The sequence below is a fragment of the Burkholderia sp. JKS000303 genome (assembly GCF_002563755.1).
In the GTDB taxonomy this organism is placed as follows: Bacteria; Pseudomonadota; Gammaproteobacteria; order Burkholderiales; family Burkholderiaceae; genus Burkholderia; species Burkholderia anthina_B.
Genome location: NZ_PDBZ01000002.1, coordinates 1,160,919 through 1,174,056 on the forward strand (window position 1 = coordinate 1,160,919; position 13,138 = coordinate 1,174,056).

At 64.7% G+C, this 13,138-nt stretch carries 12 protein-coding genes; all 12 read right to left on the reverse strand.

The features are described from left to right. Nucleotides 1-4 precede the first annotated feature (4 nt). The 12 genes from BX604_RS27320 to BX604_RS27375 all read right to left on the reverse strand — a co-directional run bounded on the left by BX604_RS27320 (nt 5) and on the right by BX604_RS27375 (nt 13,085). Nucleotides 5-853, reverse strand: a complete 849-nt coding sequence (locus BX604_RS27320; RefSeq protein ID WP_098553887.1) for a type II secretion system F family protein — start codon at nt 851-853, stop codon at nt 5-7. Continuing rightward, nucleotides 850-2,820: an ATPase, T2SS/T4P/T4SS family gene (locus tag BX604_RS27325; RefSeq protein ID WP_098553888.1), complete on the reverse strand. Its 1,971-nt coding sequence runs from the start codon at nt 2,818-2,820 to the stop codon at nt 850-852. Before BX604_RS27325 ends, BX604_RS27320 begins: the two co-directional genes overlap by 4 nt. Nucleotides 2,821-2,852: 32 nt before the next feature. Beyond that, the gene (locus BX604_RS27330; RefSeq protein ID WP_179894899.1) at nt 2,853-4,547 is read right to left on the reverse strand and encodes a type II and III secretion system protein family protein; all 1,695 of its coding nucleotides are present in this window, start codon (nt 4,545-4,547) and stop codon (nt 2,853-2,855) included. A 61-nt stretch (nt 4,548-4,608) separates the two neighbouring features. Beyond that, nucleotides 4,609-5,643, reverse strand: coding sequence for a Flp pilus assembly protein CpaB (gene cpaB / locus BX604_RS27335; RefSeq protein ID WP_098553890.1), 1,035 nt, complete (start codon nt 5,641-5,643; stop codon nt 4,609-4,611). Between the two features lie 24 nt (nt 5,644-5,667). Beyond that, the gene (locus BX604_RS27340; RefSeq protein ID WP_098553891.1) at nt 5,668-5,856 is read right to left on the reverse strand and encodes a hypothetical protein; all 189 of its coding nucleotides are present in this window, start codon (nt 5,854-5,856) and stop codon (nt 5,668-5,670) included. Continuing rightward, nucleotides 5,837-6,556 (reverse strand): hypothetical protein, encoded by a 720-nt coding sequence (locus BX604_RS27345; protein WP_098553892.1) that lies wholly within the window; start codon nt 6,554-6,556, stop codon nt 5,837-5,839. Before BX604_RS27345 ends, BX604_RS27340 begins: the two co-directional genes overlap by 20 nt. Beyond that, nucleotides 6,556-7,368 (reverse strand): hypothetical protein, encoded by an 813-nt coding sequence (locus BX604_RS27350; protein ID WP_143748137.1) that lies wholly within the window; start codon nt 7,366-7,368, stop codon nt 6,556-6,558. Before BX604_RS27350 ends, BX604_RS27345 begins: the two co-directional genes overlap by 1 nt. Continuing rightward, on the reverse strand, nt 7,365-8,855 hold the full coding sequence (locus tag BX604_RS27355; protein ID WP_098553894.1) for a Tad domain-containing protein: 1,491 nt from the start codon (nt 8,853-8,855) through the stop codon (nt 7,365-7,367). The genes BX604_RS27350 and BX604_RS27355 overlap by 4 nt, the downstream gene beginning before the upstream one ends. A gap of 27 nt (nt 8,856-8,882) precedes the next feature. Further along, on the reverse strand, nt 8,883-9,182 hold the full coding sequence (locus BX604_RS27360; protein WP_098553895.1) for a pilus assembly protein: 300 nt from the start codon (nt 9,180-9,182) through the stop codon (nt 8,883-8,885). An 831-nt stretch (nt 9,183-10,013) separates the two neighbouring features. Next, complete coding sequence (locus tag BX604_RS27365; RefSeq protein WP_098554080.1) at nt 10,014-10,787, reverse strand: ABC transporter substrate-binding protein; 774 nt, start codon at nt 10,785-10,787, stop codon at nt 10,014-10,016. A 572-nt stretch (nt 10,788-11,359) separates the two neighbouring features. Further along, a complete protein-coding gene (locus tag BX604_RS27370; protein ID WP_179894908.1) occupies nt 11,360-11,899 on the reverse strand; it encodes an HD domain-containing protein in 540 nt (179 codons plus the stop codon). A 136-nt stretch (nt 11,900-12,035) separates the two neighbouring features. Further along, nucleotides 12,036-13,085, reverse strand: coding sequence for a patatin-like phospholipase family protein (locus BX604_RS27375; RefSeq protein WP_098553896.1), 1,050 nt, complete (start codon nt 13,083-13,085; stop codon nt 12,036-12,038). Between the last annotated feature and the right edge of the window lie 53 nt (nt 13,086-13,138).

The window sequence follows — 13,138 nt, forward strand, 5'->3', positions numbered from 1 at the left end:
GGGTTCATACGTCGATGTTGGTGATCTTGCCGATCGCCTTGTAGCCGAGGAACTCCATCACGGCGATCACCGCGAGCGTGGCCCAGCCGACCGGCTTGTCGAACAGCGGCGCCATCGCGACGGGCTCCATCCGGTCGAGCACCGCGATCAGGAAGATCGGCAGCCCCGTCATCACCCAGCCCTGCGCCTTGCCCTGCGCGGTCAGCGCGCGAATCTTGCCCTCCATCTGCTGCTTCTCGCGCAACGTGCGCGCGACCGTCTCGAGCGTCTCCGCGAGGTTGCCGCCCACCTCGCGCGAGATCGAGATCGCCGCGGTCGCCATCAGGAAATCCTGGACCGGGATGCGCTTCTCCATGTGTTCGAGCGCGTCGCCCATGTCGACGCCGAGACGGATCTCGCGGATCAGCAGCGCGAACTCCTGCGAGATCGGCGGGCTCGATTCCTGCACCGCGCTCTCCAGCGCGATCGGAAAGCTCGCGCCGGCGCGCAGCGCGCTCGCGACCATCAGCAGCGTGTCGGGCAACTGCCGCTCGATGTTGAACAGCCGCTTGGTCTGCATCCGGCGCACGATCAGGCGCGGCGCGAGCAGGCTGAGCGGCACGGCAATCACCGCGAACACGAGATTCTCGCTGACCGCGTAGACGAGCGCCGGCAGCGCGAGCATCACGATCACGCTCAGCATCGTGATCTGCCGCGAGTTGATGAAGATGAACAGATCCGCCAGGTTCGCGCCGACTTCGTCCGCCACGTGGGCGGAGCGCCGCATGAACCATGCTTTCCCGTACACGAACACGGCCCACATCAGCAGCGTGATCAGCAGGAACGACGGCACGAGCAGGATCGCGGCGCTCATCGGTAGCTCCCGGACGGCGTTTCCGCGAAGATCGACGTATCGACCGCGACGCCGCGTCGCAGCAGGTCCTGATAGAAGTCGGGCACGTAGCCGGTCGAATGAAACGTGCCCTGGACGCGGCCGTTTTCGTCGTAGCCGTTCTGCCTGAACACGAACACGTCCTGCATCTGCACGGTGCCGGACTCCATGCCGCTCACCTCGGTGACGTGCGTGACGCGCCGCGTGCCGCAGGAAAAGCGCGTCTGCTGCACGATCAGATCGACCGCGGACACCACCTGCTCGCGGATCGCCGTGACCGGCAGGTCGAGCCCGGCCATCAGCGTCATCACTTCGAGACGGGACAGGCAATCGCGCGGCGAATTCGCGTGCGCGGTCGTGAGCGATCCGTCGTGGCCGGTATTCATCGCCTGCAGCATGTCGAGCGCTTCGCCGCCGCGGCATTCGCCGACGACGATCCGGTCCGGCCGCATCCGCAGCGTGTTCCTCACCAGCTCGCGGATGCTGACCGCGCCCTTGCCCTCCATGTTCGCCGGCCGCGCCTCGAGCGACACCAGGTTGCTTTGCGACAGCTGAAGTTCGGCTGCGTCCTCGACGGTCACGATGCGTTCGTTATCCGGAATGAAGTTCGACAGGATATTGAGCAAGGTCGTCTTGCCCGAGCCGGTGCCGCCCGAAATCACGATGTTCGCGCGACGCTCGACGGCGACCTGCAGGAAGGCCAGCATGTTGTCCGACAGCGAGCCGAAGCGCACCAGGTCGACGCCCTGCAGCTTGCGCTTCGAGAATTTCCGGATCGTGATGTTCGGCCCTTTCAGCGCGAGCGGCGGAATCACCGCATTCACGCGCGAGCCGTCCTTCAGCCGTGCGTCGACCATCGGCGAGCTTTCGTCGATGCGCCGGCCGAGCGGCGCGACGATCCGCTCGATCGCGCCGAGCACCGCCTGGTCGTCGGTGAAGATCGTCGACGAACGGCTCAGGCGGCCCTCCCGCTCGATGAAGATCTCGTTGTAGCGGTTGACCATGATTTCGGTGATCGTCTCGTCGGCCAGCAACGATTCCAGCGGGCCGAGACCGATCACTTCGTCGAAAATGCTCTTGTACAGGTCGTCCTGCGAGATGTGCGGCGACCGGAAGATCGGATCGCCCGCCAGCACCGAGCGCAGCAGGCCGCCGACCGTCTCCGACAACTCCGCCTCGTCCATCCTCGCGACGTTGATGCGCCGCAGGTCCATCGCCGCGATCAAGCGCGCATGGGCCGTCTTGCGCAGCTCGATCCCCTCCGGCGTATTCAGCGCGGAAGGCGGCTCCGTGCCGACGGCCGGCATCGACTCCGCGTGCACGTGCGTATGCGCGGACGACGGCGGCTTGCCCGGTATCGTTGCAGACGCAACCGGCGCGGCAGGCACCCGGTCCGCCCGCGTCGCGACGACACCCGGCACGACGCGCCCGTCGGTGCCGTTGCGCCTCGTCTCGGCAATCTCGTGCGCGTCGCTCGCCGCAACCGGCGACGCAACGGCCGGCTGCGGCGCGACCGCGGGCATAGCCGCCGCCGGCTCCAGCTCCGGCGCCGGCGCGCGCTGCGCCGGCGGCGCAAGCGCTGCCGCGCCCGCCGTGTCGCGCGCATCCGGCGCCTCGCGCTCGACGAGCCGCAACCCGCGATCGCTCCGCTCGAACTCGAAGCTCAATCGATACGAACCGATCTCGATCCGGTCGGCCGGCGTCAGCGGGCCGTACGACACGATCGGATCGCCATTGACCAGCATCGACGCGATACCGCCGCAGTCGTCGATATACCAGTGTCCGCTGCGCGGCTCGAGACGCGCCTGGGTCTTGCCGATCAGCAATCCCTTCAGGACGATGGCGCAGGCCGGATCCTTGCCGATCGTCGCGGCAGCGGTGAAAGTGTACTCGTTCGTGCGGCCGTCGCGGCCGCGCACCAGCACGCGAACGGGTTGAAGATTGTCCATGATCGTACTCACTGTCGCGTCGCCGCCGCGCGTCAGCGCAAGCTACCCTGCGCCGTTCCGTTCGGCTGCGGTTCGTCGTTGCGATGCTTCCGCTCTTCCTCGCGCAGTGCTTCGCTGCGCCGCTCGTTCGCCTCCGGCAGCGGGCTGGGGTTACCGTATTCCTGACCGTAATCGGCACGCATGTCGGACCCGCGCGTCAGCAGGTCGGTATTGGTATCGCTCGCGATATCGACCACGTACGGCGTGACCAGCACGACCAGGTCGCTCTTGTTGTTGCGGAAATCGGTCGACTTGAACAGATGACCCAGGATCGGGATATCGCCGAGCGCCGGCAGCTTGTCGATCGCCGTCGACGCCTCGGCATTGATCAGCCCCGCGATCGCCAGCGTTTCGCCGGGCCGCAGCGACAGTTGCGACGTCGTGCGCCGCGTCAGGAACGCCGGATAACCCTGCACCTGCACCGTCGGATCGATCTGGCTGATCTCGGTCAACAGATCCGCGGACACGATGTTGCGTGTATCGACGGTCGGCGCGATCTCGAGCCGGATCCCATACTCCTTGTAGATCACGTCCTGCGCACCGAAACCGGCCGACACCGGAATCGGCACCTCGCCGCCCGACAGGAACGTCGCCTTGCCGCCGCTGCGCGAATTCAGCTCGGGCTCGGCGAGCAGATACGCGTCGCCGTTGTTCATCAGCAGGTTGATCTTCGAAAAGATCGAGGTCGCGATGCCGAGGAACACGCCACCCACCGCGCCGCCGTTCGCACTCGGCGCCGAATCGAAGCTCGCCCCCTGCGTGCTCGGGAACACGTGATAGCGGCCGCTGCGCACCGCATTGCCGGCGACCGACGCCTGCGGGCCGTTGATCTGCTGATCCCACGCAATGCCCAGATTGCGCTCCGCGGATTTCGAAATTTCGAGGATGCTCATCTTGAAGTGGACGGTCTTCTTCAGCGCCGAGCCATCTTCCGTCTCGATCAGGTTGACGACGTCCGGCAACCCGCCCAACGCCTGCTTCACGAGATCGGCCTGCTCCGGATGCACGTTGCCGCGCACGATGAAGCGCCCGCCGTCCGGATCGATCCGCAGCCCCTCGACGAAGCCGAGCGAACGCTGCAGGCGCAGCAACGTCGCCGCACGGTCCTGTGCGGAGATCGACACCTTGGTCTTCAGCGCGATGCCCGAATCGCGCCACACGACGAGCGAGGTATCGCCCGGCGCCTGGGCGAGCAGCAGCAACTGATGATCGACGACGGATACGTTCAGCAGATCGCCGTTGCCGACCGCGACGCGCTTCACCCGGCCCTCGATCGGGATCACCTTCACCTGCCCCTTGTACATGTAGAGCGTCGACGGCACCTGCGAGTCGACGACCGCTTCGTCGCCGTCCGGCGTGTCGCCGCGCACCGACGCGGCCCCGCGCCGCAGCGCCTGCGTGCGGCGCGATGCAAGCGGCGCGGACACCGGCGGCGGCACGCTCGCGGCAGGCTGCGGTTCGAGCGCGACAGGCGCGGGCGACGGCGCCGCGCCCGCCGGCGCGACGGCGGATGCACCAACCGCCGCGGACGCCGCAACCGGCGGCGCGACGCCCGATGCCGCAGACGGCTGCGCGGCACCCGGATCCGGGGCCGGCTGGGCCGAAGCCGATTCGTCAATAGTTGCGTACGCAACGACGATGAGCACGCTGAAGACGACGCTCGACAACCTGCTAAGACGTGTTTTCATTATCGAAACCATTCGTTTCGTGTTTTCTCGATTTGTAATCATGCGGAAGCCCCGGCGGCGACTACTGGCGCTGTCCTGCCCCGGACATCATCGACTGGATCTGCGACATCACGCGCGTTTGCGCGTCGGTCATCTTCGCGACCTTCTGCACGGCGGACGCCTGTGCCTGATTCGCGCCGGCGACCGCATCCTGCAGCCCATGCAGATCGAGACCGGGGCGCGTCGACACGCTCGTCTCGTTCGATCCGCCGACGATGTACTGAATGCCGTCCGCGCCCGCGCCGTCGCCGAACAACGACGCCTGCATCACGTTCACCGGGGGCGTGACGTTCTTGTCCTCGCGGTTGCGCAGCACTGCGCGCAAGCTGCCGATCTTCTGCGCGAGCGCGACCTTGCCGGCCTGCTCCGGCGTGACCTGCAGCGTCACGCTCGCGTAGCCCGACGGCTGCTGTGCGCCGTCGCCCTGCGACATTTCCTCGCCGTAGTCGCGCGGCCGCACGTCCTGGCCGGTCGCGAGCACGACCAGATCGCTCAGGAACAGGCGCGCCGACTCGGCATCGGCGCCGGGCATCTGGCCTTTCATCTTGTTCGGCGACGGTTTGCCGATCAGGAACAGGTCGATGTGGTTGCCCGGCTTCAGCATGTTGTCCGCCGAATTGGTCGCATCGATGTCGATCGTCAACGCGCGCATGCCCGGCTTCAGCATGTCGCTGAAATCACGCGCCTGCAGCGCGGACACATCCGCGCGACGCACCGGCGTGCCGTGCCGAACCGGACGCACGAGGGTCTGGTTCGCGATCGTGTCGAACTCGCTCGCGCGGATCGTGTCGTCGTACACGTAGTCGATCGGTACTTCGCGCGCGGCAAAGCCGGCCGACGTGATCGCCGCGCCCGCCTTCATGTCGGTCACGGGCACCAGCACCGCCACGTGCCGCTGCGCGTTCATCGACGCCATCATCGATTCGCGCATCGCGGCTTCCCGTCCGGACAGAAACCAGTAGATCCACAACGTCAGCAGACCCGCGGCAACGACCGCGACGCCGAGCAGCACCCACGGATTGTTGAGCAGCGTCTGAATCTTGATTCGCTTGAGCATTATCTGGAATGAGTCATTGATGGATCAGGGAAGCGACAGCGCAAACGAGAAGGCCGAGTAGAACGACTTGAATGCGTGCAGCAGCATCGTGATGACCGAGCCGTCGCCGGCGAGCAGCACGACCACGACCAGCAACACGATCACCACGTACTCCGTGTAAGCCTGCCCGCGCTGCCGGCCGCGGCGCTTCGGGTCAGTCGTGCGTCGCGACATTGATCACCGCCTTGGTCGTCGTGCCGCCCGAGATGAACGACGCGTCGAGCTGGATATCGTTTTTCTGCATCGCGAATGCATGCCCCGCCGCACTCGCGCCACCGCGCTGCGGCGCCGGCCCCTGCGCGAGCCTCCGCCAGCCGGCCTCGGCAAGCCGGGCCGCATATGCTTCGGCCGCATGCGATTCGGACGCGTCGGGCAGCGTCATCTGCAGCGTGCGCGCCTGGCTGTTCGCGTCGTGACTCGTCACGTCGAGATCGACGCGGCCCGGCGGCAGCGGATAACGATCGGTGCCGAGCACGCGCGGCGCGGACACCTTCGTGTCGACGCGCATCGCGCTGAACAGGCCGGTCGTCGGCACGCGATCGCCGGTCGGGATCTGCAGCGTGTAGCTGCAGTCCTGCGTCACCGCGCTCAGCAGCGTCCGGGTCCGACCGACGAATGCGTGGGTCGGCGCGCTGCGACTTGCCCAATAGGCGTTGAATTCGTCGACGATGCGCGAGGTCGGCGCATCGAACGTCAGCATGGCGGCCCGGGTCGGCACGCCGTTGATGATCAGGTCCTGGCCGGCCCACGCGACCTTGCTCGCATGCACCGGCATGTCGTCGCAATCGTCGGCCCGCGCGGACGCAGCCCACGCCGCGCCGATCACGAAGGCCGCCGCCAGTACGCCGGCGCGCAGGATGTCGTCACGCGCCATCATCGCCCTCCCAGTCGATCCTGCGGCACGACGTCCGGTTCGATCTTGCCGAGCTTCAGCCCCAGGATGTCCGAGCCGAGCGGCGCGAACGCGTCGAGCCCGACGCCGATCAGGTCGCCCTTCGCCGTCGGCACCGCACCGGCGATCAACGTCTTCGCGTGATCGCTGCCGTCGGCGGTCCAGCCATTGGTCAGGATCGCCGTGTTGTCGCTGAACGTGAGCCCCTGCCACGACGGCCACAGCGACGACAGCGTCGGGTTGTCGTATGCGAGGCGCACCGACACGCGCGCGTTTTCCTGGTTCTTGACCGGCAGATCGAAGCCGGCGCCGATGTCGCTCAGCGTGTCCAGCATGCTCATCGACTTGTCGACCGCCGTACCGGTCGTGCCCGCCACATGGGACACCGCGATGTCGTCATAGCTGCGCAACATGTCGCGGCCGGCGACATCGCGCCACATCGGTTCCGGCGTCGAGCTCAGCGCGCCGCGCGCACCGTCCGCACCGGTCAGCCGCGTGCCGTGGCCCAGCACGCGCTGCGCCATTTCACTGCGGATCTGCGTGTCGGTCTTGGTCGCGGCGCCGCCGGGCGCGTGCCACCCCGAATCGTCCAGATACACGGTGCGTTCCCACGCCGCGTAGCGCGAACCCATCAGCGCGCGGTCGCGCGCGTCGCTCAGATGCCCGAGCATGCTCAGCGCGAGAAACGCGGCCAGCAGCACGCCGCCGCCGATCACGAGAATCTCGACCATCGCCTGTCCCGCCTGCGCGGTGCCGGCCCGGCCGGCCCACGGGCATGCGTGCCTGATCCTCATGGCGCCCCCGTTGCTTGCGCGGCGTCGGCAGCCACCACGGCCGCGGTGTTGGTCGCAACGAGCGACGATTGCCAGTACGGATTGAACAGGCTCGGATATTCCCAGCGCTTGTCGCTGCGCCGCCAATGCGCGAGATTCAGCAACCCGCCCGCCGTCGCGCCGCCCGGATCGTCGGGTCGAATGAAATACGCGCTCGCACTCGCGATCGCGCGCATCTGCCCCTGCGCGGTCGCATCGTCCACCGCGAGTTCGCCCTTCGCGATGCCGAGCTGGTTCGTCGTCCCGATCGATGTCGAATTGCGCTGCACTTCGACGGCGATCGCGGGCGCACGGTTGAAGTCCGGGCCGTCTCCGGGTGTCGGCAACCGGTTCAGCTCGAGATACGGCTGCAACCCGCCCGGCGTCGACAGCGACGCCCCCGGGCCGGCGCCGCGTTGCGCCCGCGCCGCGAACATCGTCCCCGGGTCGGTCATCGCACCGCCGAAATCCTTGTAGCCGCCATAGCCGACCGTGCCCGAATACGTGCCGCCGGGCCCCGTCGCCGCGCCGCCGCTCCCCGCCTCGCCGACGATCGGGCCGCCAGCGACGGCGACCTCGAAGTAACAGAACCAGCCGCCATTCACGTCGGTCGCGTCGAGCCCTTCCCACCCTTGCTTGTCGGGACGCAGTTGCGTGCCGCCCGCATGCGTGTGATACGCGATCAGCATGCTCGCGCCCGGACATTCGAGCACCGTGCTGAACGGCAGTACCGACGGCAATCGCGTGCCGCTGCGCGACGGCACGAAATCGTCGAGCGTCGTCTTGTTCGTCACCACGTCGGCAAACCGGTCCGAGCCGGTCTTGCCGGCCGGCGTCTGCTCCGACGCGAACTTCATCATCGACGCGAGGCTCACCGCGCCGCGCGTCAGGAAATAGGATTTGGTCGCATGCGTATGCGGCTCGTTCGCCTGCGCGATCTCGTCCGCGACCATCGGCATCTGGACCAGCATCGACGCGTGATACGCGCGCTGCTCCGTGCTGAGAATCCGGATCAATCCGTCGATGCCGGACGCCGCGACACCCGCCATCGAGTCGATCACGGACTTCGCCCCGTCCATGATCGGGCCGCCGGTGGCCTTCGGGCCGGTCCAGCCGACCGAATTCGCCGCGGTCACCTCGATGAATTCGTCGAACCAGTGGTCACCCATCTGATAGGTGCCCTGCATCTCGTCGACCCACGACTTGAGGCTCACCATTTGCGCGACCGCGACCTGATTGGCGATCATCGCCCGGTTCGTATACGCGGCGAAATTGAGATCGCGCGCCTGCAGCACGCCGACACTGTAGGCCGCCGCGTCGGCGGTGTCCTGCAGCTTGGTCTTCGCATGCGTGAGTTGCGCCGCGTTGAATGCGAGATACAACGCGGCGGCGCCGACTGCAAGGAAGATCAGCGCGAACGGTAGCGCCTGGCCGCGCTGCCGTTCGCGTAGCGTGATACCGACGCGCATGTTCCGTCCCGGTCCGGATCAGTCGGCTTAATTGCCGTCGCTCGTATTGCCGTCGTTGTAATTCTTCAGGGTCTTGCCCGTGTTGGCCTTGCTGCTGGCCGTTTGCGCGGCGGTGTCTGCGTTCTGGATCGCATTCTTCGAGTTCGAATCGCCCGCCATTTCGAGCGCGAGGCCCGCGGTCTGATTGCGGATCGTCTTGCCGAACGCCGCATAGACACCAATCGCCGCGACCGCGATCAACGCAACGATGATGATGTATTCGGTCATCCCCTGGCCGAGCTGGCGACGCAGTTGACGACGACGAGTGGCAAATTTTGCTTTAATCATGTCGGACTCCTAAGTCAGTATTCCAAATTCCAGAATGGGATGCACACGCCCACGACAGCGTCTGGCGCACTTCGGCAGCAATCCACCGTGCGCAATTCAGCGTTCGACGCGGCTTACCGGTAAACGCGCACTTCAAGCGTCGATATGCGAAATATTGACCGACCACTCCCGGACAATCGTTCCTGAATCGGGAATATTTGCATATTAGGCAATTGCAATTGCGCGAAAGGATAGTATCTGCGAATTCGTCTGACAGTCAACGCGATTACCAATGGTTACGAATACTTCCTCTACAACTTTCAGTCATTTCATCGAAATGGCATAAACACGATCAGAACAGGTAATTTTTGCCAAAATCGCTTCAGCGAATAGAAAAAAGTGCCGCTTCCGATCCGCGCGCAATGAATAGGCGATTCGTTCGATCCCGACAACGCAAGCGGAGCGAACTGAACAATCCTGGAATTTCCAGGCATTCGGAGACATTTCCGTGAGTGAATCGGAAAGGGTTCAGTCGGGAGAGGGGCGGCAGATCGGCGTCGCTAACAAGACCACGCAAGAAGACCGCAAGGACTGGAGAAATCGGGCACGTCCGGCGTGTCGCCATGATGGATCTTCTCCATCACACAATTCGCATTCCATAATTTTATAATTCACGGCGCGATCAATCGAACCGGTTTCGACAGCATGCGCGACTGAACTTCAACCCGGTCATACATAACGACTGATCGAAGACCCGGAACCGCTGTTTATATCTCGGGCACCGCTGCGTTCCACCGCGCCGGATATATCACGCGCCCATCACCCCATGCAGCAGGCAGGGCGCGCACGCACTCAATTGCCGTAGATGTCGAAATTGAAATAACGACCGGCGATTTTTTCATACGTCCCGTCGGCGCGAATCGCGGCAAGCGCCGTGTTGATCTTGTCCTTCAGGTCCGTGTCTTCCTTGCGAATGCCGATGCCCTGGCCCGGCCCGAAAATCTTCGGATCACTCAGCTCGCCGCCCGCAAACGCGTAGTCCTTGCCTTGCGGCGTATTCAGGAAGCCGCGCGATGCTTGCACGCCGTTTTGCAACGCGGCGTCGAGCCGGCCGTTGACCAGGTCGGCATACACCTGATCCTGGTTCTGATACGACTGGATGCGCGCGCCGGTACCTTCCCAATGCGCCTTCGCATACGTCTCCTGCATCGAGCCTTGCAGCACGCCCACGGTTTTACCGTTGAGCGATGCCGGTGTCGGCTGGATACCCGAGCCCTTTTTCGCGACAAGAAACGTCGGGGCGTGTGCCGTCTTGTTCGAAAAATCGATTTGCTTCAAGCGCGCGGGCGTCATCGACATCGACGACAGGATCGCGTCGAACTTCCGCGCCTTCAGGCCGGGAATCATGCCGTCGAACGCATTTTCGACCCACACGCATTTCGCATTGAGGCGCTTGCACACTTCATTGCCGAGGTCCACGCCGAAGCCGGTCAATTCACCGGACGGTTTCTTGTATTCGAACGGAGGATAGGACGGGTCGACGCCAATGCGAATCGTTGTCCATTCCTTGGCAAACCCGGTGGCGGACATGGCAAGCGCAACCAGTCCGATCAAGATCCTCTTCATTCTTTTCTCCATGTAATTGAAATAACCGCGGTGGCATTTACCCTTCGAACAGGTCAATTCGAAACGGGTGACGATGCCTGATTCGTCGAAACCGGACATCTGCATGACGGCTGTCGAACCCCGCCGCCGGTCGCCGCGCCCCGTCAACCCGGCACGCCTCCACCTCGTCGATGCAACAGCAGCGGCAATCCTTCCGTATCTCGTGCGGATTGCATCGTTGAAACGACCGGGGCGAATAAATATCGGATAACGCGACGACCAGACAGACGATTTTCCGTCCTCTGTTTCGAGGAATAGCGGGCTCTCCCGCCGTGCTTGATTCGGCACACGCGAGCGTGCGCCTTTTTCAGACCACCGATTCCGTCTCTATTGTGCCTGATCCGGATACGTATCCGGAATGTCGATGCGCCAGTTTCATTTGATTACGATGCGACGCATCGAAAATAATCGACGACATTTCGTCCAGTTCCACATGGATGCGTCGAACCGCTTCGCCACCGGGGAAGCGCGCTAATTGGCAATCGTCACCGCCGTGCGGCATGTCCGAAGCGTGGCGCAGCCACTTGCCGTCGCTACGCCGGAACCGCCAAACCCAGCCGCCAGTTCAAATTCCTGCGCGCCTGCCTTTCGCAGCGCGTGTAGAAGAAATCCGTCAGATAGATGCGCGGGCGCAGGACCAGCCCGCGCAAAATCGTCCGTTCATGCAGGTCGTAAGCCCGGTCGTCGAGATCGGGGCGCTCTGCCCGCAGACGCCGGCCGTCCTCGCGAAATCGGCTGCGCGCAGCGCCCAGCACCGCCAGATCGATATCGCACACGAAGCGGGTGTCCGGTTCCTCGGCGATACCCACGTGGGTCGTCGCGAGAATCATCGCGCAAATGCGCTCGCACGCGCGGATTCGCCCGTCTGCCTGACGCCGGAACCAGTCCGCACTACGCTGTTCGTTGTCTTTCGCACCGGGAACGAAAATCACGTCGTGGAACCAGAGTGCGAGTTCGACGGCATCCGGTTCCGGAATCACGTCGCGCGCCAGGTCGAGCTGACGCAGACAGCGCCGGACATGCACGAGCGTATGGTAATGGCGCGCCGGCGCCGTATAGGAACGCGCCAGCATGCGATAAACCTCCTCGGCATGGGTCCCGCCGCTGCACGACCACAACGCAACGAACCGCGCCTGCGTCCGGTTCACGTTCGCTCCTTCGCCCGGGGCGCCCGTACATGAGCCCCGTGCCGACATGACTGCGATGCGCTCAGAGAAACTCCCTGCGAACGTCGATACTCGAGCGCTGTCCGATGTTGCCGTAATGATGCGCGAGCCATGCATCCGCTTCGCGTCGTCCGTGGTCGCGCAGCTCGCTCAGAAATCCCCAATCCGCGTTGTACTTGCTCGATACGCTCAACGCGCTCAGCGCGTCGTCGGCGCGAATCGAATGGATCAGCATTTCCTTCATGTCGCCGCGCTGGATCTTGCCCTGCTGGATCAGGTCGGTGACGAACGCGATGGCGCGCATCTCGCGCATCAGCGACGAGTTGAAGCTGATCTCGCTGATCCGGTTGAGGATTTCCGCGGCCGTGATCGGCAAACCGCGGCGCACGAGCGGATTGATGTGCACGATCACGACGTCGCGCGTCGCGCAGTTGTAGATCAGCGGATAGATGGCCGGATTACCCATGTAGCCGCCATCCCAGTAGTACTCGCCGTCGATCGTGACCGCCTGGAACAGTGTCGGCACGCAGGCCGACGCAAGTACCGCGTCGGCGCTGACGTCCTCTCCCGTGAAGAGCCGTATTTTCCCCGTCTCGACGTTGGTGGCGCACAGGTACAACCGGATCGGACAGTGCTTGCGCAACGCATCGAAATCAACCTGGCTTTCGAGCACTTCGCGCAACGGATTCAGGTTGTTCGGATTGAACTGATAGGGCGAAAAGACGCGCAGCATCATGTCGGTGAACGCGTAAAGCGGCGAATGATCGAGGCCGAAGCTGTGCGTGCCCTTCAGCCACGGCACCCAGCGCAACGGGTTGTAGCGCTCCGCCGAGCGCGCGACCGCCTGCCAGAAGTCGTGCAGCGCCTGACGCGCACCGTCCTCGCCGCCCTTCTCCAGCCCGTATGCGAGTACCGCGGCGTTCATCGCGCCGGCGCTGGTCGCGCTGACGCCTTCGATCGTGAGCCTGCCGTCCTCGAGCAACCGGTCGAGCACGCCCCAGGTGAAGGCGCCATGCATCCCGCCCCCCTGCAACGCGAGTGCGATCGGTTTGCGCGGGACATCGTTGCGGCGCCTTGCGTGCGTGGTTGCCATGCCCGTCTCCTCGACGCTCCGTCACGCGGAGCAGCAACAGGTCATCGAACGCA